Origin of the sequence: Roseovarius sp., assembly GCF_040223625.1 — a bacterium.
GTDB lineage: Bacteria > Pseudomonadota > Alphaproteobacteria > Rhodobacterales > Rhodobacteraceae > Roseovarius.
In genome coordinates this window covers 1-24,131 of sequence record NZ_JAVKFX010000050.1, presented here as the reverse complement: position 1 = coordinate 24,131, position 24,131 = coordinate 1, and the positions used below count along the sequence as shown (strand labels likewise).

Annotated in this window: 25 protein-coding genes; 2 read left to right on the top strand and 23 right to left on the bottom strand. The window is 67.3% G+C overall.

All coding sequences use genetic code 11. The features are described 5' to 3' along the window. Window positions 1-43: 43 nt before the first annotated feature. The 13 genes from ftsA to thpD form a co-directional block, all read right to left on the bottom strand. Window positions 44-1,378 carry a cell division protein FtsA gene (ftsA, locus tag RLN94_RS15720; RefSeq protein ID WP_350080900.1) on the bottom strand — a complete coding sequence of 445 codons (1,335 nt, stop codon included), beginning with the start codon at window positions 1,376-1,378 and terminating at the stop codon, window positions 44-46. After that, window positions 1,378-2,250, bottom strand: a complete 873-nt coding sequence (locus RLN94_RS15715; protein ID WP_350169231.1) for a cell division protein FtsQ/DivIB — start codon at window positions 2,248-2,250, stop codon at window positions 1,378-1,380. Before RLN94_RS15715 ends, ftsA begins: the two co-directional genes overlap by 1 nt. Continuing rightward, window positions 2,238-3,152: a D-alanine--D-alanine ligase gene (locus RLN94_RS15710; protein WP_350080904.1), complete on the bottom strand. Its 915-nt coding sequence runs from the start codon at window positions 3,150-3,152 to the stop codon at window positions 2,238-2,240. Before RLN94_RS15710 ends, RLN94_RS15715 begins: the two co-directional genes overlap by 13 nt. Window positions 3,153-3,211: 59 nt before the next feature. After that, window positions 3,212-4,141 carry a UDP-N-acetylmuramate dehydrogenase gene (murB, locus tag RLN94_RS15705; protein WP_502949468.1) on the bottom strand — a complete coding sequence of 310 codons (930 nt, stop codon included), beginning with the start codon at window positions 4,139-4,141 and terminating at the stop codon, window positions 3,212-3,214. A 42-nt stretch (window positions 4,142-4,183) separates the two neighbouring features. Beyond that, window positions 4,184-4,447 carry a hypothetical protein gene (locus RLN94_RS15700; RefSeq protein WP_350080908.1) on the bottom strand — a complete coding sequence of 88 codons (264 nt, stop codon included), beginning with the start codon at window positions 4,445-4,447 and terminating at the stop codon, window positions 4,184-4,186. A gap of 4 nt (window positions 4,448-4,451) precedes the next feature. Next, a complete protein-coding gene (locus RLN94_RS15695) occupies window positions 4,452-4,724 on the bottom strand; it encodes a hypothetical protein (protein ID WP_350080910.1) in 273 nt (90 codons plus the stop codon). A gap of 42 nt (window positions 4,725-4,766) precedes the next feature. After that, a complete protein-coding gene (locus tag RLN94_RS15690; RefSeq protein ID WP_350080913.1) occupies window positions 4,767-5,051 on the bottom strand; it encodes a hypothetical protein in 285 nt (94 codons plus the stop codon). Next, window positions 5,048-5,293, bottom strand: a complete 246-nt coding sequence (locus RLN94_RS15685; protein ID WP_350080915.1) for a DUF2484 family protein — start codon at window positions 5,291-5,293, stop codon at window positions 5,048-5,050. The genes RLN94_RS15690 and RLN94_RS15685 overlap by 4 nt, the downstream gene beginning before the upstream one ends. Next, entirely contained in the window at window positions 5,290-5,547 is a 258-nt protein-coding gene (locus RLN94_RS15680) for a DUF2484 family protein (RefSeq protein WP_350080917.1), read from the bottom strand. Before RLN94_RS15680 ends, RLN94_RS15685 begins: the two co-directional genes overlap by 4 nt. 175 nt (window positions 5,548-5,722) lie before the next feature. Then, window positions 5,723-7,129: a UDP-N-acetylmuramate--L-alanine ligase gene (murC, locus tag RLN94_RS15675; protein WP_350080919.1), complete on the bottom strand. Its 1,407-nt coding sequence runs from the start codon at window positions 7,127-7,129 to the stop codon at window positions 5,723-5,725. Continuing rightward, complete coding sequence (locus RLN94_RS15670; RefSeq protein ID WP_433962438.1) at window positions 7,126-8,232, bottom strand: UDP-N-acetylglucosamine--N-acetylmuramyl-(pentapeptide) pyrophosphoryl-undecaprenol N-acetylglucosamine transferase; 1,107 nt, start codon at window positions 8,230-8,232, stop codon at window positions 7,126-7,128. The genes murC and RLN94_RS15670 overlap by 4 nt, the downstream gene beginning before the upstream one ends. Window positions 8,233-8,289: 57 nt before the next feature. After that, on the bottom strand, window positions 8,290-9,456 hold the full coding sequence (gene ftsW, locus RLN94_RS15665) for a putative lipid II flippase FtsW (RefSeq protein ID WP_350080923.1): 1,167 nt from the start codon (window positions 9,454-9,456) through the stop codon (window positions 8,290-8,292). A 109-nt stretch (window positions 9,457-9,565) separates the two neighbouring features. Beyond that, window positions 9,566-10,510 (bottom strand): ectoine hydroxylase, encoded by a 945-nt coding sequence (gene thpD / locus RLN94_RS15660; RefSeq protein WP_350080925.1) that lies wholly within the window; start codon window positions 10,508-10,510, stop codon window positions 9,566-9,568. A gap of 154 nt (window positions 10,511-10,664) precedes the next feature. Between thpD and RLN94_RS15655 the strand changes: the two genes are divergently transcribed. Then, entirely contained in the window at window positions 10,665-11,846 is a 1,182-nt protein-coding gene (locus RLN94_RS15655) for a BaiN/RdsA family NAD(P)/FAD-dependent oxidoreductase (RefSeq protein WP_350080927.1), read from the top strand. An 85-nt stretch (window positions 11,847-11,931) separates the two neighbouring features. After that, on the top strand, window positions 11,932-12,525 hold the full coding sequence (locus RLN94_RS15650; RefSeq protein ID WP_350080929.1) for a PRC-barrel domain-containing protein: 594 nt from the start codon (window positions 11,932-11,934) through the stop codon (window positions 12,523-12,525). Window positions 12,526-12,712: 187 nt separating this feature from the next. Here RLN94_RS15650 and murD read toward each other — a convergent pair whose 3' ends face one another. The 10 genes from murD to acuI form a co-directional block, all read right to left on the bottom strand. Continuing rightward, window positions 12,713-14,110, bottom strand: a complete 1,398-nt coding sequence (gene murD, locus RLN94_RS15645) for a UDP-N-acetylmuramoyl-L-alanine--D-glutamate ligase (protein WP_350080931.1) — start codon at window positions 14,108-14,110, stop codon at window positions 12,713-12,715. Between the two features lie 85 nt (window positions 14,111-14,195). Beyond that, complete coding sequence (locus tag RLN94_RS15640) at window positions 14,196-14,618, bottom strand: ACT domain-containing protein (RefSeq protein ID WP_350128489.1); 423 nt, start codon at window positions 14,616-14,618, stop codon at window positions 14,196-14,198. A gap of 3 nt (window positions 14,619-14,621) precedes the next feature. Next, the gene (mraY, locus tag RLN94_RS15635; RefSeq protein ID WP_350080935.1) at window positions 14,622-15,704 is read right to left on the bottom strand and encodes a phospho-N-acetylmuramoyl-pentapeptide-transferase; all 1,083 of its coding nucleotides are present in this window, start codon (window positions 15,702-15,704) and stop codon (window positions 14,622-14,624) included. Next, the gene (locus RLN94_RS15630) at window positions 15,705-17,147 is read right to left on the bottom strand and encodes a UDP-N-acetylmuramoyl-tripeptide--D-alanyl-D-alanine ligase (RefSeq protein WP_350080937.1); all 1,443 of its coding nucleotides are present in this window, start codon (window positions 17,145-17,147) and stop codon (window positions 15,705-15,707) included. It lies immediately after the preceding gene. Next, window positions 17,144-18,643 carry a UDP-N-acetylmuramoyl-L-alanyl-D-glutamate--2,6-diaminopimelate ligase gene (locus tag RLN94_RS15625; RefSeq protein WP_350080939.1) on the bottom strand — a complete coding sequence of 500 codons (1,500 nt, stop codon included), beginning with the start codon at window positions 18,641-18,643 and terminating at the stop codon, window positions 17,144-17,146. The genes RLN94_RS15630 and RLN94_RS15625 overlap by 4 nt, the downstream gene beginning before the upstream one ends. 16 nt (window positions 18,644-18,659) lie before the next feature. Continuing rightward, window positions 18,660-20,444, bottom strand: a complete 1,785-nt coding sequence (locus RLN94_RS15620; RefSeq protein ID WP_350080941.1) for a peptidoglycan D,D-transpeptidase FtsI family protein — start codon at window positions 20,442-20,444, stop codon at window positions 18,660-18,662. Further along, the gene (gene ftsL, locus RLN94_RS15615) at window positions 20,441-20,785 is read right to left on the bottom strand and encodes a cell division protein FtsL (protein WP_350080943.1); all 345 of its coding nucleotides are present in this window, start codon (window positions 20,783-20,785) and stop codon (window positions 20,441-20,443) included. Before ftsL ends, RLN94_RS15620 begins: the two co-directional genes overlap by 4 nt. Further along, window positions 20,785-21,777, bottom strand: a complete 993-nt coding sequence (gene rsmH, locus RLN94_RS15610; RefSeq protein ID WP_350080945.1) for a 16S rRNA (cytosine(1402)-N(4))-methyltransferase RsmH — start codon at window positions 21,775-21,777, stop codon at window positions 20,785-20,787. Before rsmH ends, ftsL begins: the two co-directional genes overlap by 1 nt. A gap of 3 nt (window positions 21,778-21,780) precedes the next feature. After that, complete coding sequence (gene mraZ / locus RLN94_RS15605; protein WP_350080947.1) at window positions 21,781-22,284, bottom strand: division/cell wall cluster transcriptional repressor MraZ; 504 nt, start codon at window positions 22,282-22,284, stop codon at window positions 21,781-21,783. A 678-nt stretch (window positions 22,285-22,962) separates the two neighbouring features. Further along, window positions 22,963-23,952 (bottom strand): acryloyl-CoA reductase, encoded by a 990-nt coding sequence (gene acuI / locus RLN94_RS15600; protein WP_350080949.1) that lies wholly within the window; start codon window positions 23,950-23,952, stop codon window positions 22,963-22,965. Window positions 23,953-24,131 lie beyond the last annotated feature (179 nt).

Below are 24,131 nucleotides of genomic sequence, written 5' to 3'. Positions count from 1 at the left end.
TGCTCGAAACGCGGGATTTCGCCGATTCAGCCACATATTGCGGTTACCAGTTGTCCTTGAACCATTTCACCGCCCGCTTCAGCGACCGCGCCGGGTAGCGATCGACGGGGATCTCGAAGTCCCACCATTCGTCCTGCGGATTCGCCGCGAACAGGCACATGCCCACCGCGCTGGCAAAGCCCGGCCCCGTCGCCGCCTGCGGCAGCCCGTGCACCCGAAGCGGCCGTCCCAGCCGCACCTGCTGGCCCAGGATACGGCTCGCCAGCCCATCCAGACCCGGGATCTGGCTGCCCCCGCCGGTCAGCACGATCTGCTGGCTCGGCAGGTAGCTGAACCCGGCCGCATCCAGCCGCGCGCGCACCTCTTCGAGGATCTCCTCGATCCGCGGCCGCATGATCCCGATCAGCTCTGCCCGCGAAATCTTGCGCCGGTCATGTTCCCAGTCGCCCGTCTCGCCGCCGATCTCGATCACTTCCCGGTCATCCATGCCGGTCGCGACCGCGCCGCCATAGAAGGTCTTGATCCGCTCGGCCACCGTCTTGGGCACCTGAAGCCCCATGGAAATGTCGCCGGTCACATGCTCGCCGCCGATCCGCACGCTGTCGGCATAGATCATGTGCTTCTTCATGAAGATCGAGATGCCCGCGCTGCCGCCGCCAAGGTCGATGCACGCCGCGCCCAGCTCCTGCTCGTCCTCGACCAGCGCCGAGATGGCCGACACGTAGGAGGACGACGCCAGACCGGCCAGCTCCAGGTCGCACCGTTTCACGCAATGGGCCAGGTTCTGGATGGCGTCGGCATCCACCGTAAGCATGTGCATGTCCGTGGACAGCGATTGCCCCATCTGCCCGCGCGGGTCCGACAGGCCCGAACGATGGTCGAGCGCGAAGTTCACCGGCTGCGCATGCAGCACCTCGCGCCCGTCGCCGTAATCCGGCACGTCGCAGGCCGACAGCACACGGCTGATATCCTGCTCGCTCACCGTGTTGGTTTCGAGATCCACCTGCCCCGCCAGACCGTAGGACCGCGGGTTCGCCCCCGAGAAACAGGCGATCACGTGGTCGACCCGGATATTGGCCATCTTCTGCGCGGCCTGAAGCGCGGTGCGGATGGCGCGCTCGGTCTCCTGCATCGCGGCGATCTCGCCGAAACGCACCCCGCGCGATCGTGTCGTCGCCGCCCCGATCACCCGGAACCCGGCCTGCCCGGCCATCGCGCCGATCCCGTCCTGATCCTGCAGCCGCTCGGTGCCGTCGAACCGCAGCACGAGGCAGGCGATCTTCGAGGTGCCCACGTCCAGCACGGCGACCACGCCCCGCTGAATGGCCGCCTTGCGCATGTTCCGCATTGCCCGTTGGGAATCGTAAAGCTCGATCATCAGTTATCCGTCCCTGCCATCATCTCGGTTACCCGCCACCACTCTTCGACCGCGTGGTCGTTCATTCTCACTGTCGGCCGTTCGGCCAGCCGCATGTCCACGACCACCAAGTCGCGCTCGAGCATGTCCTGCACCTCGTCCAGCACGATCACCCGCTCCAGCGCCCGCACCGGGTTTTCATCTGGCAGCAGGATCCGTTGCCCGCGGTCGAGAACCACGTCCCACCGCCGCTCGCCCATCCGCACGAGGCCCTTAACCCGGTCGCCCAAAGGCGCCGCCGCCTGCAGGATCGCCAGCGCGCCGCCCACGTCGTTCGAGCCCCCCTTGCCGGCGATCACCGGAAGGTCGGCCCGCTCCAGCCGCGAGGCAATCTCCGACACCACATAGCCGTCCTTGTCGACCAGCCCCAGCCCGTCCCAGGTGCGCCACACAACGACCGGCTCGCGCTCGGTTACCTGCGCCACCAGCACCCCGCCCTGCCGCACGCGCACGCTTGCCTCCGCCACCGCGGGCAGCCCGACGATCATGTTGCGCACATGCTCGAGGTCGATATCGAAGGAACTCGCCGGCAGGTCGAAGGGGAAGATCTCGCGGATATCGTCCTCGACCCCCGCGCTGGCGCCCTCGACGGTCAGCTCGTTGACCATGAACTCCGGCCGCGTCTCGATCTGCTTGCGCAGGTCGGCAATCGTGGTGCGGATCGCCTCCTGCCGCCCGGCATCCGACAGGTAGACCGTCGCCACCGTGAAGGTCACGCAGAACGGCACCCCCACCCGCAGCAGGATACGGAACAGCGGCGTCAGCATCAGCCGCTGCAAACGATAGGTCAGCCGCGACGGCGCCGGGTCGTTCCGTGTCGTCACCTGTTGCACGACGCATCCTCCACAAGCCAGCGGCACAGCTCCGGAAACGAGATCCCCACCTTCTGCGCCTGCTCGGGCGACAGCGAGGTGGGCGTCATGCCCGGCTGCGTATTGGTTTCCAAAAGCACGAGCCCCTCGAGGCCCTTGCCTTCATCCCAGCGAAAATCCGTCCGGCTCAGCCCGCGACAGCCCAGCACCTCATGCGCCCGCAGCGCATACTCCATGCAGGCGTCGAAAATCTCCTGCGGCACCTGCGCCGGCACCTCGTGCCGCGAGCCGCCCTCGGCATACTTGGCATGGTAGTCGTACCAGCCCTCGGTGATGATATCCGTCACCGTCAGCGCCCGGTCGCCCATCACCGACGCGGTAAGCTCCCGCCCGGCCACGTATTGCTCGACCATCACCTGCTCGGGCATGTCATCCGACAGTTGCGGCGGCGTGTTCGCCGCCTCCCGCACAAGGTACACGCCCACCGACGAGCCTTCGTTGTTGGGCTTCACCACGTAGGGCGGCTCCATCACGTGCCGCACCTTCACTTCTGCGGCGGGCGCGATGATGCTGTCCACCACCGGCAACCCGGCAGCAACATACGCGGCCTTGGTCTTCTGCTTGTCCATCGCCAGCGCCGAGGCCAGCACGCCGGAATGCGTATAGGGGATCTTCAGCCATTCCAGCAACCCCTGCACACAGCCATCCTCGCCCCACCGGCCATGCAGCGCGTTGAAGACGACATCGGGGGCAATCTCGGTCAGACGGTCGGAAAGATCGCGGCCGGCATCGACCTCGATCACGTTACATTCCGCTTCCCGCAACGCGGCGGCGCATTCCCGCCCAGTCGACAGCGAAACCTCTCGCTCGGCCGACGGGCCGCCCATGATTACCGCCACTTTCGGGGGTGTCCTGCTCGACATACCCACCTTGGTGCCTCAATGTCCCGAGCCGTTCTTCGGCTCTTTTTCGTTTAACCGCCTTATTGGCTATCCGGGGCCGGTTCGCCGACCCTCATGATTTCCCAATGTAACTCTATTCCGCTGGATTGAAAAACCTTTTTTCGCACTTCCTCGCCCAAACCTTCCAGATCGGCGGCCGTGGCCTCCCCGGTGTTGATCAGGAAGTTGGAATGTTTCTCGCTCATCTGCGCCCCGCCGCGCCGCGCGCCGCGCATCCCGGCATCGTCGATCACCTTCCATGCCTTCAGGTCATGCACGTCATCGGCCCGCCCCGTGCTGGAAAACCCCGCCGGGTTGCGGAAGGTCGAGCCGGCAGTCCGGTCCTTCGTCGGCTGGGTCTCGTCGCGCTTCTGCAACTGCGCGGTCATCCGCTCGTGCAGCTCCTCCGGCTCGCCTTCCGGCCCCTCGAACGTGGCTTGCGTGATCACCCAGCCCTCGGGCAGGTCGGTCTGCCGGTAGCGGAAATTCAGGTCCTCGGCGGTCAGCGTCACCACCTGCCCCGCCCGCGTCACGGCCTGGGCCTCCACGAACACATCCGCCGTATAGGTGCCGTAACAGCCGGCATTCATCCGCACGGCCCCACCGATCGCGCCGGGAATGGTCCGCAGGAAAGTCAGGTCAACACCCCCGTCCGCCGCCTTCCGCGCCACATGCGCATCAAGCGCGGCCGCCCCGGCGGTCACCCGGTTGCCCTCCACCTCGATCCCGTTGAACCCCCGGCCCAGCCGGATCACCACGGCCCGCAATCCCCCGTCGCGCACGATCAGGTTGCTGCCCACCCCCATCGGGAACACCGCCACATCCGGGTCGAGCGCCCTGAGAAAGGCCGCCAGATCCTCCACATCCGCCGGCTGGAACAGGTAATCCGCCGGCCCGCCCACGCGCAGCCATGTCAGGTCGGACAGCGGGCGGTCCGGGGTCAGCTTCCCGCGGGTCTCTGGCATATTCATCATGAGATCCTGCTACTGGCCCGCGCCCGCCGCCGCAAGCCCCTAGCGCTCGGCCATCCGCCTTCGCACGATCCACCCGATCCCGCCGCCCACCAGCGCCCCGATCAGCCCCGGCCCCAGGATCAGCAGTCCGGCCATGCCCCAGGCCAGCCCGTCCGCCTGCTCCGCCCGCGACAGGCCCAACAGGATCAGGGCGAGGTACGCCCCCGCCATCGCCAGCACCCACCGGCCCGCCCCGCGCCGCGCGGCCCACAGGCAGACCAGCCCGGGCACCCCGGCACTGCCAAGGATCACGAACCAGACCAAGCGTTCAGCCCCTCGGGCCCTTCCGCCGCTGCCACCAGCCCACGGCGCTGCCCACCAGCAGCCCCAGGATCCCCGGCGCGCACATCAGCATCGCCATGATCGCATAGCCGAGCCCGTCCATGCCCGTGGCCTGCTGTCCCCGCCAGATCGTCCAGCCCAGAAGCCCCGCCAGCAAAAGCACCAGCACCGCCACGATAACCCCCCGCCCCGCACGCACCAGAACCGCGCCGGCGATCAGCGGGATGACGAAACAGAGCAGAGGCAGGAGATAAACCATCTGGAACCATAGTCCCGGCCCGGCGCGGCTGGCAAGAACCCGTCAGCGATGGCGGATCAGCCCGGTCACAGCGCCAAGCGCACAGCCCGCCAGACCGGCCGGGAAGACCAGCCAAAGCACCGGCCACAACTCCCCCGGCAGAAGCCCCAGCACCGCCATCCCGAAGAACAGCGCCCCAAGCCCGGCCACGGCCAGCCAGTGCAGGAACAGCTCGACCCCGTCGCTCGCCTCGGCATGGCGATAGAAGAACACGAACCCCAGCACCATCGCCACCCCGGCCACCCCGCACCAGATCAGCAGGTCGCCAAGCCAGATCGTGCCGCTCACCGCACGAAATCCCGCAGCCAGCGGCCGAGATAGATCACCGGCCAGCGCAGGATGCTCATCCCCGCCACCAGCACGGCCACGCCCCACCACGGCCCGTTCTGATAGGTCACGTAGCCCAGGATCGGGATGCCCACGGCAATCAGCACATAGGCAAGGCGCCAGTGGTTGTCCCGGCTCGGGATCAGCGCCGCAAGGTTGGCGGCCACCGCCCAGGCGCAGGCCAGCAGAAGCGAAAGGTTCATTCCGCCGCCTCCGTCCCTCGGCCCAGGGCCCGCCTCGCGTAATACTGCAATGGCCGGCGGAACATCGACAGCACCGCCAGCACGGCCACAAGCGCGGCCGGCCAGCCATACGCAACCGCCAGGCACCAGATCAGCACCGGCGCCCCCAGCAAAAGCGCGAGCCCGGGCGCGAACTGCCAGCGCATCGGCAGCATCGCCACCAGCGCCGCCGCGACGACCCAGAGGCAGGCCAGCAGGAACACCGGTATCGTCATGCGCCCGCTCCCTGAAAATGCTAAAACGCCGCAGCCCACGCCGTTTTCTTCGAAGAAAACGCCCCGGAATTTTGCAAAATTCCGGGTCCCGCCCGGTCACAGGCTGTCTCGCGGCCCCGGAAAACCCCGGTTTTCCGGATCGGAATTTCCGACCAGTCCGACGCCGCCCGCTCCATCAGCCCGCCTTCCGCTGCAACCGGCCGGGCAGGCCGTTGGCCCAGCCGCTGATCGTCCCGGCGCCGAGGCAGACCACCATGTCCCCCGGCCCCGCCTGTTCCCGCACCAGCCGTTCGAGGTCGTCCTCGTCCCGGATCGCGCGGGCATGCCGATGCCCGTGCCGGATCACCCCGGCCACAAGGTCGTCGCGGCCGGCCCCCGCGATCGGGTCCTCGCCCGCGGCATAGACATCGGCAATCGCCACCACGTCGGCATCGTTGAAACAGGCGCAGAAATCGTCGAACAGGCTCGACAGCCGCGAATAGCGGTGCGGCTGGTGCACCGCGATCACGCGGCCCGAACAGGCCTGCCGCGCCGCCTTCAGCACGGCGGCAATCTCCACCGGGTGATGGCCGTAATCGTCGATGATGGCCACGCCATCCACCTCGCCCACCCGCGTGAACCGCCGGTTCACCCCGCCGAAATTCGCCAGCGCCTCGCGGATCTCGCTGCGCTTCATGCCGAGGTGCCGCGCCACGGCCACCGCCGACAGCGCGTTCGACACGTTGTGATCGCCCGGCATCGGCAGGGTGCAGCCCTCGATCATCCCGCCCTCGCCCTGCAGCGCGATATCGAAATGCGCCACGCCGGCCTCGTATCTCAGGTTCACCGCCCGCACGTCGGCCTGCGCGTTGAACCCGAAGGTCACGACGCGCCGGTCGGTGATCCGGCCCACCAGTGCCTGCACCTCCGGATGATCGGTACAGCACACGGCCAGCCCGTAGAAGGGGATGTTGGAAACGAAATCGTAGAACCCCTGCCGCAGCGTCTCGAAATCGCCCCAGTGATCCATGTGCTCGGGGTCGATATTGGTGACGATCGCAATGGTCGCCGGCAGCCGGTTGAACGTCCCGTCGCTCTCGTCGGCCTCGACCACCATCCACTCGCCATCGCCCACCCGGGCGTTGCTGCCATAGGCGTGGATGATCCCGCCATTGATCACCGTCGGGTCGAACTTGCCGTGATCCAGCAGCGCGGCCACCATCGTCGTGGTCGTCGTCTTGCCATGGGTGCCGCCCACCGCCACGTTCGATTTCAGCCGCATCAGCTCGGCCAGCATCTCGGCCCGGCGCACCACCGGCAGCCCGCGCAGCCGCGCTTCCTTCAGTTCCGGATTGTCCGGCTTGATCGCCGAGGAGATCACCACCACCTCGGCATCCTCGAGGTTCTCGGCCCGCTGCCCCTCGAACACCATCGCGCCCAGCTCGGTCAGCCGCTCGGTGATCTTCGAACTCTTCAGGTCCGAGCCCTGCACCACGTAGCCGTGGTTCAGAAGCACCTCGGCGATGCCCGACATCCCGATCCCGCCGATGCCCACGAAATGGATCGGCCCGACATCGCCGGGAAGCTTGGTGGCTGCATTCATGTCTTTCGTCCTTTCTCGGCCAGCGCCGCGACCATGTCGGCCAGATCGCCCGGCGCGTCGGGCTTGCCCACGCTCAGCGCGGCGTTTGCCATCTGCAATGCACCTTCAGGGTTGGTCAGGATGCTCTCGATCTGCTCGGCCAGCACCTCGACCCCCAGTTTCGATTCCGGGATCACCACCGCCGCCCCGGCCTCGGCCAGCCCGCGGGAATTGGCGTTCTGGTGATCGGCGGCGGCATAGGGATACGGGATCAGGATCGACGGTCGCCCGATGATGCTGATATCGGCCACCGAAGAGGCGCCGGCGCGGCTGATCACAAGCTGCGCCTCGCTCATCCGGCGCGGCACGTCACGGAAGAACGGCTCGACATCCGCGTCGATCCCGTGCTCGGCATAGAAACTCGCCACCCGCTCGCCATCCTCCTCGCGGGCCTGGTGGCTGACCCGGATGTTCCGCAGAAGCTCCATCGGCAGGCTGGCGATCGCCGGCGGCACCACGTCCGACAGCGCCCGTGCGCCTTGGCTTCCGCCGATCACCAGCACCGACATCGGGTAATCGCCCGGCGGAATATACCCCGCCCCCTCGCGTTCCAGCACGGCGGCGCGCACCGGGTTGCCCACATGCACGCCCTCCACCCCCTCGGGAAGTTCGGTCGGCCACGTGCCACAGGCCACGGCATCCACCTTCTTCGAAAAGATCCGGTTCACCCGGCCCAGGACCCCGTTCTGCTCGTGGATCATCCGCGGCAGCCGCAACAGCCATGCCGCCGACAGCGCCGGGATCGTCGGATACCCGCCGAACCCCACGACGATGTCGGGCTTGTCGCGCATCATCCGCAGGCTCGCGCCGATCACCCCGCCGAGCACGTGGAACGGCACCAAAAGCTTGTTCAGGATACCACCCCGGGCAAAGGTGGAACTGGCCACCTGCTCGATCTCGGTCGAATGCGGAAATCCGCCGACATAGCGCGCGCCGCGCGCATCCGTCGACAGCTTCACCCGCCAGCCCCGGCGCAGCATCACCTCCGCCAGCGCCTGCGCGGGGAACATGTGCCCGCCGGTGCCGCCCGCCGCGATGACCAGTAAAGGCTTGCGTTCACTCACTGCCAGTGACCTTTCCATCCTAGGGCACGTGCTTGTCGCACGTTTCCACCCGGCTTTCTACCGCCCGCGGCCCCGCAGGATATCGCGGATCTCGCCCTGCGGCCGGTTCCGCGTGAAGGCGAACAGCATTCCCACGGCAATCCCGCCGGCAATCAGCGACGACCCGCCGTAGCTCACGAAGGGCAGCGTCATGCCCTTCGCCGGCAGAAGCCGCACCGCCACGCCGATATTGATCATCGCCTGCACGCCGAACATCGCCACCAGCCCGGTCCCGGCCAGCCGGATGAACGGATCACGCTCCCGCATCAGCCGCGACAGCGAGCGCACGACGATCAGCATGTAAAGCGCGATGATGCACAGAACCAGGATCAGACCGTATTCCTCGGCGGCAACCGCGATGATGAAGTCGGTATGCGCATCCGGCAGGCTCCACTTCACCTCGCCCTCGCCCACGCCCACGCCGAAGAACCCGCCCTCGCGGATGGCATTGGTGGCAAAGCCCAACTGGGTGTTGGGGTCGACATCCGGGCTCAGGAACCCGTCGATCCGCCGTGCGAAGTGTTCCGAGTTGGAATAGGCGAAGCTGCCCACCGCCACGACACAGGCGGCCATCGCTACCAGCAGCACGATCGGCGCGCCGGCCACGAAATACATCACCCCCCAGCCAAAGAGCACGAGGCAGGCCTGCCCGAAATCGGGCTGCATGGCGAGGAAGGCGACGATCACCAGCGCGATCAGGAAGGACCAGCTCTTGCCCGGCGGCCCGTTGATCTCCTGGCTCGCGGCCATCAGCCACGCGGCCACCACCACGAACCCGGGCTTGAGGAATTCGGAAGGCTGCAGACTGCCGAACCCGATCGAGTACCAGCGCACCGCGCCCTTGCCGAAATCGGTGCCGAAGAACGGCAGCATCGCCAGCGCAACAAAGGCCAGAACGAACCCGATCACCGCCAACCGCCGGACAAGCTGCGGCGTCATCATCGAGGTCACGAACATCGCCACCAGCGCGGCGAACCCGAAGATCGCCTGCCGCTCGACATAGTGGAAGGGCTGAAAACCGTTCTTCTCGGCCAGCGGCGGCGACGCCGCAAGCCCCAGAAGAATACCGATGCTGAAGAGGATAAGGATGCAGGACATCGACCACTTGTCGATCGTCCGCCACCACCTGGGAAGTACCGGGTCGCCATCCCGTACCGGGACGGCCCCATAGACCATTTCCGTCATGACACTGCCGCTCTGCCTTTAACCGGCCCCTCTTTCAACGGGGGCTCTCGGGACAGTCTAGCAGCAGATCGCCCCGGTGGGAAGCATTCTCGCCCCCACCGGGCTGCGTTTACCCGTCCAGGCGGCCCTGAACCGGGCTGATCGCCTCCGGCGCCTCGCGGTTGGCAAGGAAATCCGGCCGCGCATTGCCGGCGGCATAGGGTTCCCGCAGGGCGTTCGTCATCGCGTTGTAGACGAAAAACGCGTTGGCGCGCGGATCGGGCGTGATGTTCCCGTTCGAGCCGTGCAACGTGTTGCACTCGAAGAAGATCACCGTGCCGGTCGCCCCTTCCGCCGAGGTGATGCCCCCGGCCTGACGGGCCAGCCGTTCGATCGTGGTCGGCTGCGGCACGCCCACCTTCTGCTCCTTGAGCGAGGTCTCGTGGTTGTCCTCCGGCGTCTCGCCCACGCAGCTGATAAACACACCCTGCGAGCCCGGGACCAGCAGAAGCGGCCCGTTATGCGGCCCGTTCGGCGTCAGCAGAACCGAGGCCGACACCGCCCGCATCCGGGGCATCCCGTCCTCGGCGTGCCAGGTCTCGAAATCCGAGTGCCAGTAGAACTCCTTGCCGGCAAAGCCCGGCTTGTAGTTCAGGCGCGACTGGTGAAGGTAGACCCGATCGCCCAGAAGGAACTCGGCCACTCCAGCCAGCCGCGTGTCGCAGGCCAGTCGGCGGAATGCCTTGGAATGACGATCGAGGCGAAAGACCGTCCGCACCGCGTCGCTGTCGCGCTCGCGGATCAGGTCGTCGTCGGGAATGCCCGCGCCGCCGTTCCGCAGCTCGTCCGCGGTATCGGTCAGCACCTTCAGCTCGTCTTCGTCGAACATGTCGCGGCGGATCAGGAAGCCGTTCTCGGCATAATGCTCCGCCTCGTCCTTCGCGATCGGCGCATCCTCGGTCCACTCCGACCACAGGACCGGATCCTTGCGCGGCATCAGGGTTTCCTTGCCCGGCACCCGGGTGCGGTATTCGTCCTGTGCTGTCAGCGCGTCAGGTCGTGTCTGGATATTCATGGTGACGCCTCCTTTGTCTTGCGTTGTGCATAGAGAACGGCAGCAGGCGTTCAGTGTTCCAAACTCAAAGGCGTGACGCGGCGGAAATCACTGTACGATATCCGACACAAATCAAATACTTGACGGTTCCGACCGGTTCAGGCAGGTGGCTGGAATGGACGTCGGAACCCTGATCCTCGGCGCCGGCGCGGCCGGCATGATGTGCGCGGCCCACGCCGGCCCCGGTACCCTGCTGATCGACCACGCGAAAAACCCCGGCGAGAAAATCCGCATCTCCGGCGGCGGCCGCTGCAATTTCACCAACCTCCACGCCGGCCCCGAGAATTTCCTCTCCGCCAACCCGCATTTCTGCAAATCCGCCCTCTCCCGCTACACCCAGTGGGATTTCCTCGACCTCGTCGCGCGCCACGGCATCGCCTGGCACGAAAAGACCCTGGGCCAGCTCTTCTGCGACGGCAAATCGCCCCAGATCATCGCCATGCTGCGCGACGAGCTTGCGGCGGCCGGCGCCGATCTCTGGCTGCAGACCTCCGTCGCCGGGGTCTCCCATGACGGCACCGATTTCCGCGTCGCCCTCGACCGCGAAGGCCAGCGCGTCTCCGTCCGCGCACGCAACCTCGTGCTCGCCACCGGCGGCAAGTCAATCCCGGCCATGGGCGCCACCGGGCTGGCCTACGACATCGCCCGCCAGTTCGGCCACGACGTGACCGACACCCGCCCCGCCCTCGTGCCCCTCACCTTCTCCGACAAACGCTTCGCCCCGCTCTCCGGCACCTCGGCACCCGGCCGCGCCACCTGCAACGGCACCGCCTTCGACGAGGCGATCCTCTTCACCCATCGCGGCCTCTCCGGCCCCGCGATCCTGCAGATCTCCTCCTACTGGCGCGAGGGCGACGAAATCATCCTCGACCTCGACCCCACGGGCACCCTCTTCGAAACCCTCCGCGACCAGCGCCAGCGCGAGGGCCGGCGCAACCTGACCACCGAGCTTGCCCGCCACCTCCCCGCCCGGCTGGTCGAGCACCTCACCCCCGACCTGGCCCTCACCGGCAACCTCGCCGACCAGTCCGATGCCCGCCTGGCCGAGATCACCGACGCCCTGCGCACCTGGCGCCTGAAGCCCACAGGCTCCGAAGGCTACCGCACCGCCGAGGTCACCCTCGGCGGCATCGACACCGCCGGGCTCTCCTCCAAGTCCATGATGTCCTCCCATGTCCCCGGTCTCTACATCATCGGCGAGGCGGTCGACGTCACCGGCTGGCTCGGCGGCTACAACTTCCAGTGGGCCTGGTCCTCGGGCTGGGCCGCCGGTCAGGCCATCCGCAGCCGAACCTGACCGATAAAGTTTTTTCCCTGCCGGCAGGGAACACAGCCTCCCGCACATCGTTGAATCATCAGCGAAATTCAAAAGGAGGCACATCATGAAACGCCTGACAACATCCACCCTCGCCCTGATCGTGGCCGCGTCCGGCGCGATCGCCCAGAGCGACGAGGAAACGACCGGGACCAGCCTCGACAATGACGGCCAGATGGACCAGAGCGCCGAGATGAACGGCGACAACAACCTGTCCGAAGATGTCGATAACGCCGAAATGAGCGGCAACGAAGACTCCGACGAGTCCGTTTCCATGAGCGGCAACACCGTCGCCAGCGCCGACATGACCGGCATGCAGGGCGACCTGATCCGCTCGCGCGACATCACCGGTGGCAACATCTACACGGTGAACGAGGCCAATGACGAAGGCTGGGATGCGACCAACGTGCACAACGAGGTCGGCGCCGACTGGAACACCATCGGCGAGATCGAAGACGTCGTCCTGTCGCAAGACGGCCAGGTCACCGGCATCGTCGCCGAAGTCGGCGGCTTCCTCGACATCGCCGACAAGCACGTGCTGATTTCCGTCGACGACCTGAACCTCGTCGCGGTCGACGACGCCACCTACGGCTACGTCACCCGCCAGAGCGAGGAAGACCTCGAAGCGATGGAAAGCGTCGACGAAGGCTTCTGGAATTGATCTCGCGCCCATAGCGCCCGATCATGCCGCCGTCCCCAACCGGGGCGGCGGTTTTTCTTTGCCTGCGGGTTTTCGCACCCGCCGCTTCTTCTGGCCCCAAATATCCCCGCCGGAGGCATCCGACAGCACGGCCAGGCACCTCCTGCAAAAATAAAGCGCCGCGCCGGCACCCGTCGCACCATCCCTGCTACAGTCGCGCCCGCACCTCGGCGATGAAATCCTCGCCCCGCTTCTCGAAATTGTCGTACTGGTCGAAGCTCGCCGCCGCCGGCGCCAGAAGCACCGTCTCCCCCGGCCCGGCCTCGTCCATCGCCTGCGCCACCGCAGCCGCCATCGTGGTGCAGACTTCGGCGTTCACGCCCTCGAGCTGCATGGCGAACTCCGCCGCCTCCCGCCCGATCACATAGGCCTTCACCACGTTCGCAAGCCCCGGCTTCAGCCCGGCCAGCCCGCCTTCCTTCTCCAGCCCGCCACAGATCCAGCGGATGCGCGAAAACGCCTCCAGCACCTTGACGGCCGCATCGACATTCGTCGCCTTGCTGTCATTGACGAAGGTCACGCCATCCTTCTCGGCAATCACTTGGCTGCGATGCGGCAGGCCCTCGAAACTGTGGAAGCCCTGCTCGATCACCCGGGGCGACAGCCCCAGCGCCCGGCACGCCGCATAGGCGGCGCACGCATTCTGATGATTGTGCCGCCCCGGCAGCCCCTTGACGGGGCGCAGATCAATCGACCCGGTCTGCTTGCCCTTCCGGTACTCGCTCAGATACCCCTTCTTCGCGAAAACCGACCAGCCCGGCCCCGACAGCTTCCCCTCGACCGACACCCGGATCACCCGCGCATCGTCCGGCCCTTCCGCCAATTGCCCGGCCAGGAACAGCCCCTCGGGCTCGTCCACGCCGATCACCGCCCGGTCCGGCCCGCCCTCGGCAAACAACCTCCGCTTGGCCGCGAAATAGCCGCCCAGCCCCCCGTGCCGGTCAAGGTGATCCGGCGTCAGGTTGGTGAACACCGCCACGTCCGGCGTCAGCGCGCGGGCCAGCTCCGTCTGGTACGAGCTCAGCTCCAGCACCACCACGCCCCCGTCGCCCGGCGGGTCTATATCCAGCACCCCCCGCCCGATATTCCCGGCCAGTTGCGCGGGCTTGCCCGCATGTTCCAGCACGTGATGGATCAGCGCCGACGTGGTCGATTTCCCGTTGCTCCCCGTCACCGCCACCACCTTCGGCGGGTCGTCGAACTCGGCCCATTTCTCGGTGCCCAGCGACAGGAAGAACAAGCCGATATCGTTGTCCACCGGCACCCCGGCGCGCAGCGCATTGGCCACCACCTTGTTCGGGCTCGGATAGAGGTGCGGAATGCCCGGCGACACGATCAGCCTTGCCACCGCATCGAACGCCCCCTCCCGCGACAGGTCGGCCACGTCGAAGCCTTCCTTCTCCGCCATCTCCCGCGCCGCCGGGTTGTCGTCCCAGCAAACCGGGTGCGCCCCGCCCGCCCGCAGCGCCCGCGCCGCCGACAGGCCCGACCGCCCCAGCCCGAGGATTCCAACCCGCGCGTTCTCGAAACCCGTCACTGGGATCATCTCGCCTCACCCTTCCGGCAGGCCCGCGCCTGCCACATTGCCGCAAGGCGGGTGCCGACCCACCACCGGCCGCCATCCACCCGGCTCATCCGTCCATCTCCCCGCACGCCAGCCGCCGGAGCACCTCCAGCGCCCGCTCCGCCTGCGCCACCGGCACGAAGACGTGGTCGTGGTGATAGCCCGCCACCATGTTGCAGGGAATGCCCTCCCCCGCCAGCGCCGTCGCCAGCGCCGTCGCCACCGCCGCCGTCAGGCCCACCCCGTCCAGCGCCGACTGCACCGTCAACGTGATCCGCGCCATCGGCAGGTCGGTGTCAAAGCCAAGCGCCACCGCCTCCTTCTCCGACAGGACAAGCGACATCCCCTCCGCCTCGGCAAAGCTCGCCAGCGCCGTCGGGCGCGCCCGCGCCGCCAGCTCCGCATCCGCCGTCGTACAGAAATGCCAGGTCACGCCATCGGCCACGGGCGCCATCCCGGCGATCATCGCCGCGGTGTCGCGCACCGCCACGGCTCACCGGACCTTCAGCGTCGCCAGCCCGATCATCGCCAGGATCAGCGCGATGATCCAGAACCGGATCACGATGGTCGGCTCGGCCCAGCCCTTCTTCTCGTAATGGTGATGGATCGGCGCCATCAGGAACACCCGCTTGCCGGTGCGCTTGAAATAGAACACCTGGATGATCACGCTCAGTGCCTCGACCACGAAGAGGCCGCCGACGATGCCCAGCACGATCTCGTGCTTGGTCACCACCGCGATCGCCCCCAGCGCCCCGCCCAGGGCCAGCGACCCGGTATCACCCATGAATACCGCCGCCGGCGGCGCGTTGTACCACAGGAAGCCCAGCCCGCCGCCGACAAGCCCCGCCACGAAGACGAGGATCTCGCCGGACCCGGGCACGTAATGCACCTCGAGATATTCCGTGAAATCGACCCGCCCCACCGCGTAGGCGATGATCCCCAGCGCGCCCGCCGCGATCATCACCGGCATGATCGCGAGGCCGTCCAGCCCGTCGGTCAGGTTCACGGCATTGGCCGCCCCCACCACCACGAACATCGCGAAGGGAATGAAGAAAAACCCGAGGTTCACCAGCAGGTCCTTGAAGAACGGCAGCGCCAGTTGATACTGCAGCTCCGCCGGATGGTTCAGCGCCGCCCAATAGGCCGCGACCCCGGCAATGGCGAACCCCAGCAACAGCCGCACCTTGCCCGGCACCCCCTTGGTATTCTGCTTCGACACCTTGGAATAGTCGTCCCAGAACCCGATCAGCCCGAAGGCCAGCGTCACGAACAGCACCAGCCAAACATAGCCATTGTCCAGCCGCGCCCACAGCAGCGAGGAGGTCATCAACGCCCCGACGATCAGCAGCCCGCCCATCGTCGGCGTGCCCGACTTGGTGATATGCCCCTCCGGCCCGTCCGTCCGAATGGGCTGGCCCTTGCCCTGCCGCTTGCGCAGCACAAGGATCAGCGGCCGCCCGAAGATGAACCCGAAGACCAGCGCGGTCATGAACGCCCCGCCCGACCGGAAGGTGATATAGCGGAACAGGTTGAAGAAATCGCCGCCATCCGAAAACAGGGTCAGCCAGTACAGCATTCAGTCGTCCTCTTCTTCCCGCCGCAACGCCCGGCCTGCCTTGCGCAGCGCGTCGACCACGAGGCTGACGCGACTGCCCTTCGATCCCTTGACCAGCACCACGTCGCCCGCGTCCACAAGCCGGTGCGCCCGCTCGGCAAGCTTCTCGGCATTGGCCACGCAATGACCGCGCTGATCCTCCGGCAAGGCCTCCCACAGGGCCTTCATCCGTTCGCCCACGCAATGCACCTCGTCTATATCGCGCATCTGCGGCAGCTCCGCCAGCGCGGCGTGCAGGTCAAGCTCGCCCGCGCCCAGTTCCAGCATGTCGCCCAGGATGGCGATCCGCCGGCCCCTCGCGATCCGTCCGATATCGTCGCGCGGCTTCGCCGCCGCCAGCATGTCGAGCGAGGCCGCCATCGACGCCGGGTTGGCATTGAACGCATCGTCGATCAGGTCCAGCGTCCATGTCTCGTCCCCGCTGTCGAGCTGCAGCACGTCCCGCGTGCCCCGCCCCGAGGGCGGATGCCAGCGCGCCAGATCGGTGATCGCCATGCCCCGGTCGGCGCCCATCTGCCAGATCGCGGCCAGCACGGCCAGCGCGTTCTCGGCGAAATGCCGCCCCGCCACGCCGACCTTGAACACCACCGGCGTTCGCCAGATCCTTGCATGGCCCACGGTCACCCGCTCGTGCAGCTCCGTCTTGAGCAGCCGGTGATGGTTGCCCGGCGCCGTCCCGAAGGTCACGATCTTCGCCGCACGCCGCTCGGCCTCCGCCAGCAGGATCGGCGTCGTCGCCAGGTCCCCCTTCAGCACCGCCACGCCGCCCGGCTCCAGCCCCTCGAAAATGGCGGCCTTCTCCCGCGCGATCCCGTCGATCGACTCGAACGCCTCCAGATGCGCCGGCGCCACCGTGGTGATCACCGCCACGTGCGGGCGTGCCATCCGCGCCAGCGGCGCAATCTCTCCGGGGTGGTTCATGCCGATCTCGATCACGGCAAATTTCGCATCCTGCGGCAACCTTGCCAGCGTCAACGGCACGCCCCAGTGGTTGTTGTAACTCGCCTCGGCCGCATGGGTCTTGCCCTGCCCGGCCAGAACATGGCGCAGCATCTCCTTGGTCGAGGTCTTGCCGACCGACCCGGTCACCGCCACGACCCGCGCCTCGGCCCTCTCTCGCCCGGCCCGGCCCAAAGCCTCCAGCGCCGCCTGCACGTCCTCGACGATCAACAGCGGCGCATCCTCGGCCACGCCGTCGGGCACATGCGTGACCATCGCCGCCGCCGCGCCCGCCTCCAGTGCCGCCTGCACGAAGTCGTGCCCGTCCCGCGCCACCTTCAGCGCCACGAACAGGTCGCCCGGCAGCAACGTCCGCGTATCGATCGACACGCCCGTCGCCCGCCAGTCCCCGATCGCCCGCCCGCCAGTGGCGTCAACCGCCTCTGCCGCCGTCCACAGCGTCATGCCAGCCCGCCGTCAAGCGCCGCCACGGCCACGCTCGCCTGCTCGCTGTCGTCGAAGGGAAAGATGTTGTCGCCCACGATCTGCCCGGTCTCGTGGCCCTTGCCGGTGATCAGCAGCGCATCGCCCGGCCCCAGCGCATCGACCCCCCGAAGGATCGCCTCGGCCCGGTCGCCCACTTCCAGCGCCTCCGGACAGCCCAGCATCACCGCCGCACGAATCGCCGCCGGATCCTCGCTGCGCGGGTTGTCGTCGGTCACGATCACCAGGTCGGCATGTTCCGCCGCCGCCTGCCCCATCAGCGAGCGCTTGGTGCGGTCGCGGTCGCCACCGGCTCCCACGATCACCAGCAGCCGGCCCATCACATGCGGCCTGAGCGCCCGGATCGCCGTCTCCACCGCCCCGGGCGTATGCGCGTAGTCCACGAAGACCGAAGCGCCGTTCACCCGCCGCGCGGCAAGCTGCATCCGCCCCCGCACCGTCTCCATCCGCGGCAGCGTGTCGAACACCTGGTCCGGGTCGGCCCCCGCACCGATCGCCAGCCCGGCGGCCAACAGCACGTTCTCCGACTGGAAGCCCCCGATCAGGCCCAGCTCCGCCTGCCCCACGCGGCCGTGCCACTGGAACCGCAGCACCTGCCCCGTCGGCGCGAAACTCCGCGCGATGATGTGCAGGTCGGCCCCGTCGCGCCGCCCGACGCTCAGAACCTCCTGCCCCCGCGACCGCGCCACCGCGGCCATGTCCCACCCGCGCGGATCATCCACGTTGATCACCGCCACGCCATCCTCCGACAGAACGCGCGTGAACAGCCCCGCCTTGGCGTTGAAATAGTCATCCAGATCAGTGTGATAGTCGAGGTGATCCTGCGTCAGGTTGGTAAACCCCGCCGCCGCGATCCTGACCCCGTCCAGCCGCCTTTGCGCCAGCCCGTGGCTCGACGCCTCCATCGCCGCATGGGTCACCCCGGCGGCCTCGCTCTCGGCCAGCACCCGGTGCAGCGTGATCGGCTCGGGGGTCGTATGCTTCAGCGGCACCTCGTATGCGCCCTCGACGCCCGTGGTACCGATGCTCACCGCCTCGAACCCCAGCGCCGCCCAGATCTGCCGCGTGAAGCTCGCCACGGAGGTCTTGCCGTTCGTGCCCGTCACCGCCACCACCGTCTCGGGCTGCGCCCCGAACCACAGCGCGGCACAGTAGGACAGCGCCTGCCGCGGGTCCTCGGTCACGATCAGCGCGGCCTCGCTCGCGGCCAGCTCCGCCTCGGCGATCCGCGCGCCATCGGCGTCGGTCAGCACCGCCGCCGCGCCCATCTCCAGCGCGTAGGAGATGAACTCGCCCCCGTGCACCTTCGTGCCCGGCAACGCGGCGAACAGGAACCCCTCCCGCACCTCGCGGCTGTCCACCGCCAGCCCGGTGATCTCGGCCTTCCTGCCGCCCTGCGCCGTCAGGCCCAGCTCGGCCAATGATTTCGTCTGCCCCACCGATATTCGCCTCGTCATGCCGCCCGTCCCCGGACTAGTTCGATGTCAGCGTTATACCAGCCAGTTCACCGGGTTCAATCTCGGGTCTGAGCCCCAGAAGCGGCGCGACGCGGCGGATGATCTCGGCGGCCACCGGCACGGCGGTCCAGCCGGCGGTGCGGCGCGGCACGTCGCCCGAGGTTTCCACCGGCTCGTCCAGCGACACCACCAGCACGTATTTCGGATCATGCGCCGGAAACGCGCTCGCGAAGGTGGCAATCACCCGGTCCTCGTAATAACCCCGGCCGTTCTCCTTCGGCTTGTCGGCGGTGCCGGTCTTGCCGGCCACCGCAAAGCCATTCACGTCGCCCAGCGACGCCGTGCCCTCGCTGACCACCTTGCGCAGCATCGCCATCGACTTGGCCGCCGTCTGCTCCGACATTACGGCCGGGCCCAACTGCCCCTTCGGCTGCCGCAGCAGCGTCGGCGTGACCTTGTGCCCGCCATTGGCAATCGTCGCATAGGCCGAGGCCAGGTGCAGCGGGCTCGCCGACAACCCGTGCCCATAGGAAATCGTCATCGTCGACAGCTCCGACCATTTCGGCGGCAAGAGCGGCTTGGCGCCGGCGGCCTCCACCAGCTCCACGCCGGTCGGCTCGAAGAAGCCCAGCGTCTTCAGGAACTCCTGCTGCCGCGCCCCGCCGATCATCTGCGCGATCCGTGCCGTGCCGATGTTCGACGATTTCACGATCACCTTGGTCGCCGTCAACTGCGAGCCGTAATCGTGGAAATCCCGGATCCGGAACCGGCCCCAAGTCAGCGGCCCGCGCGTGTCGACCATCGTCTCGGGGTTCACCAGCCCCAGTTCCAGCGCCTGCGCCACGGCAAAGATCTTGAAGGTCGAGCCCAGCTCGTACACCCCCTGCACCGCCCGGTTGAACAACGGGCTGTCCGAGGCGTTGCCCTGCGTCGGCGGGCGCGGCCGGTCGTTCGGGTCGAAATCCGGCAGCGAGGCCAGCGTGATCAGCTCGCCGGTCTGCACATCCATCAGGATCGCCGCGGCGCCCTTGGCATTCATCAGCTTCATGCCACCGAACAGCACCCGTTCCACCGCTGCCTGCACCGACAAATCCAGCGACAGCGTCAGCGGCTCGTGCCCGTTCGCCGGATCACGAAGCTGCGCATCGTAGAACTTCTCGATGCCGGCCACGCCGATCACTTCCGCCGAATGCACCCCCTCGCGGCCAAAGCTCGCCCCGCCCAGCACATGCGCGGCCAGCTTGCCATTGGGATAAAGCCGCATCTCCCGCGGCCCGAACAGCAGGCCCGGCTCGCCGATATCATGCACCGCCTGCTTCTGCTCGGGGCTCAGTTTCTTCTTGATCCACAGGAACTTGCGCTTGCCGGTGAAATCCTTCACCAGCCGCTCCCGGTCGAGATCGGGGAAGATCTTGACCAGCTCCTCGGCGGTCCGCTCCGGCTCGATCATCTGCTGCGGCTGGGCATAGAGGCTGTGCGTCTCGAAATTCGTGGCCAGGATTCGCCCCTTCCGGTCGACGATATCCGCCCGCTGCGCCAGGATATCGGCGCCCGCCACGCTGGTGCGCGGCTCGCTCGGCTCGGAATTGGCCAGCACGCCCATTCGCCCGCCGATCACGGTGAAGGCACACAGGAAGAACAGCCCCAGCACCAGAAGCCGCCCCTCGGCCCGGGTCCGCGCGCGGTCGCGCATCTCCTCGTGCCGGGCCCGGATGTTCTCGCGCTCGATCGCGTCCGGGTTCTCGCCCCGGTCACGCGCCTGAAGGATACGCGCCAGCGGGCGCAGCGGCGTGCGGATCATGGGTGGCCCTCCATGTTAATGACATCCACCGGATCGGTGATCGGCAGCGGGTCGCGCTCGGGGTACGAGACCTGGTCGATCTTGCCGAACTGATAGGGCTGCAGCGGCAGAAGCCCCAGCCGGTCGAAATTGATCTCGGCCAGATCCCGCAGCCGCTCGGGCCGGTTGAGATAGGCCCACTCGGCCCGCAGCATCCGCAGGCGCTGGCGCTCCAGCCCGATCTGCTGCTGCAGATGCTCGGCCCGCGCCTGCGCCTCCTGCGTCTTGTAATTCTCGTGATAGGCCCAGAAGGCCAGCCCGATGACCGACAGCGCGGTGAGAACGTAGAACAGGCTGCGCATCAAAATCCCCTCTTCAACTGCGGCATGCCAAGCGCGTTGCGATCGGCCGGCGCGGGCGCCGCCCCGGTGCGCTCCGCGACCCGCAGCTTGGCACTGCGCGACCGCGGGTTGACCGACAGCTCGACCTTGTCCGGTCCGATCGCCTTGCGATGTTTCTGCGTGAACTGCGGCTCACGCGCGGCCTCGGCCGGGGCATGGCGGCTGCCGCCCCCGCCACTATCCGCCTTGATCTGCAGAAAGCGCTTCACGATCCGGTCCTCGATCGAATGGAACGTCACCACCGCCAGCCGCCCGCCCGGGCGCAGCACGCGCTCGGCGGCTTCCAGCCCGTCGACCAGCTCGGCATATTCATCATTCACGGCGATCCGCAAGGCCTGAAAGGTGCGTGTCGCCGGATGCGCCTGCCCCGGCTTCGGCCGCGGCAGGCTGCGTTCGCAGATCTCGGCCAGCGCGGCGGTCGTGGTGATCGGCTCCACCTCCCGCGCCTTCACGATCGACTTCGCGATCCGCCGGCTCGCCCGCTCCTCGCCGTAAAGATAGAGGATATCCGCCAGCGCCGCCTCTTCCGCCCCGTTCACCAGGTCCGCGGCACTCGGCCCCGCCTGGCTCATCCGCATATCCAGCGGGCCATTCTTCATAAAGGAAAACCCCCGCTCGGCCCGGTCCAATTGCATCGAGGAGACGCCAAGATCCAGCACCACGCCATCTGCGGCTTCGGCCGCCTCGTCCATATGCGAAAACGTCGTCTGCACCAGCTCGACCCGGTCGCCATAACCCCCGGCCCAGCCCTGCGCCATCTCCAGCGCCAGCGGGTCGCGATCGATACCGATGACCTTCTCCGCCCCCGCCTCCAGCAAGCCCCGCGCATAGCCGCCCGCGCCCAGCGTGCCATCGATCCAGACGCCCTCCACCGGCGCCACGGCATCCAGAAGCGGACGCAGAAGAACAGGGATATGCGGATCGGGACTGGCGGCTCTGGCAGCAGCAGCCATGCCTCACCCCCCTCGCGGCCCGTCGAGATAGACCAGCGGGTCGAAATCGTCGGGCAGCTCGTCCAGCCACGCCTCGGTCTTCGACAGCTCTTCTTCCTCGTAGGTTTCGGGCTTCCAGATCTGGAAGGTATCGCCCGCGGCGATGAAGAACGCCTTGTCGTCCAGCCCGATCTTTTTGCGCAGCTTCGCCGGCAGCACCAGCCGCCCGGTCTCGTCCACGCTCGTCGGGTGCGACTGGCCGTGAAACAGCCGTTGCAGCATCTTGCGCTCCATCGAGCCGCGCGGCAGCGCCTCGATCTGCTCGTCGACCTCGTTGATCGCCTCGATGGTGTAGCATTCCAGGAATTTGCGGCGATGATCGCCATACACGATGACCAGCTCGGGGTTCAGACCCTCGGTCCAGTTCGGGTCGGAGGCTTCAAGGACACGCCGAAAAGAGGCCGGGATCGAAATCCGCCCCTTGGTGTCCACCTTGAAGGTGTCCTCACCTCTGAACCTGCGAACCACTGTCCCCTGGCCCTCTCGCACTCCCCCCGTTTTGAAAAAACCGACCCCTGAGAAACGAAACGGCGGATTGAGCTGCTGCCAGTGCCCAATCCGCCGCCCTCGTCCCGCTGAGCGGGTGTCCGACTGCGCGCGCCACCTGGGGGGATGTCTGCTCGCCCGCGCGCCGGATCTCTTGGTTCGATGAAAGCGGGTGCCTGTATGAAACCTGACTTGGGTGTTTGTTTCGGGGTCTTTGTAGCGCCCCTTGTTCCCGTCCTCATCGTGTTAACAGGGATGCCATGGGAATTCATGGTTGGCAACAACTTTCTGCGCCCACAGGCTACAGGATATTGATTCTTCCCCTCCTCAAAACAACATAATGTGGCGAAATCGGAAGGGTGAATGCTTTCCCTAGCCGTGTTCCCTCACACCTACACAATATATTGTGATCCCACGGCTTAGGCCAAACGTCCCACGATTTCCCCGATTTTTTCGGGATATCGTGCCCATCACCACGTTTTGCTACCGAATCTCCGGGCTCCGGGCAAGGAATCGGCCATGAATCGCCCCACTCCCACGGGTGATTCGGCGGAAATGAGCGCATTGTCCCCCGAATTCCCGTGACCGGCCCCACCCCCCATTGAAAAACGGCCACCCGTTCCCACGGATGGCCGTCCAGTTCAGCGTCGAGAGGTCAGGTCAGGCGTTCACGTCCACCACGACCCGGCCTTTCACCTGCCCTTTCAGGATATCGCGGCCCAGCCCCGGCAGGTCCGACAATGTCGCCGGCTGCACCATGTCCTCCAGCTTGTCCATCGGCAGGTCCTTGGCGATCCGCTCCCACGCGCGCAGGCGGTTCTCATAGGGCTGCATCACGCTGTCGATCCCCAGCAGGTTTACCCCCCGCAGGATGAACGGCGTGATCAGCGCGCCCTCGATCGCCGCGCCGCCCGCAAGGCCGATCGCCGCGACCGAGCTGCCATATTCCATCTGCTTCAGCACCCGGCCCAGCATCGCGCCCGCCACGGCATCCACGCAGCCGCCCCAGGCCTCCGCCTCCAGCGGCTTCTTCGTCACCTCGGTCAGCTCCTCGCGCGGCACGATCCGGCTGGCGCCCAGCCCCTTCAGATACGCCTCCTGCTCCGGCCGCCCGGTCACCGCCGCCACCTCGTGCCCCAGCTTTGCCAGGATCGCCGTCGCCACGCTGCCCACGCCGCCGGCCGCGCCCGTCACCAGAACCGGCCCGCTCTTCAGCCCCTGGTCCTCCAGCGCCATCACCGCCAGCATCGCGGTAAAGCCCGCGGTGCCCACCGCCATCGCCTGCCGCGTATCCAGCCCCTCCGGCAGCGGCACCAGCCAGTCGGCCTTCACCCGCGCCTTCTGGGCATAGCCGCCCCAATGCGCCTCGCCCACGCGCCAGCCGGTCAGCACCACCTTGTCGCCCGGCTTGTAGCGGTCATCGTCGCTCGCCTCGACCGTCCCGGCAAAGTCGATCCCCGGCACATGCGGATATTTCCGCACCAGACCGCCGCCCGGCCCGATGCACAGCCCGTCCTTGTAGTTCACCGTGGAATACTCCACCGCCACCGTCACCTCGGCCTCCGGCAGATCATCCTCGCCGATCTGCTTCACCTCCGCGGATGTCTTGCCGCTTTCCTCGTCCTTCTCGACGACCAGTGCGTTGAACATGTCTCGCTCCTTTCGTGACAGGGCCGGCGGCCCCGCTTCATCTTGCCAAAAATATTCCGGGGGAGACGTTGTAGGCCCCGCGGGCCATCAAAGGCCGGGGCCGCCCCCCCACCCCCCACACACTTACACAAACCCGCCAGAACCAACGCCAGCCCCCCCCCCCCCGGCGAGTGCAACAC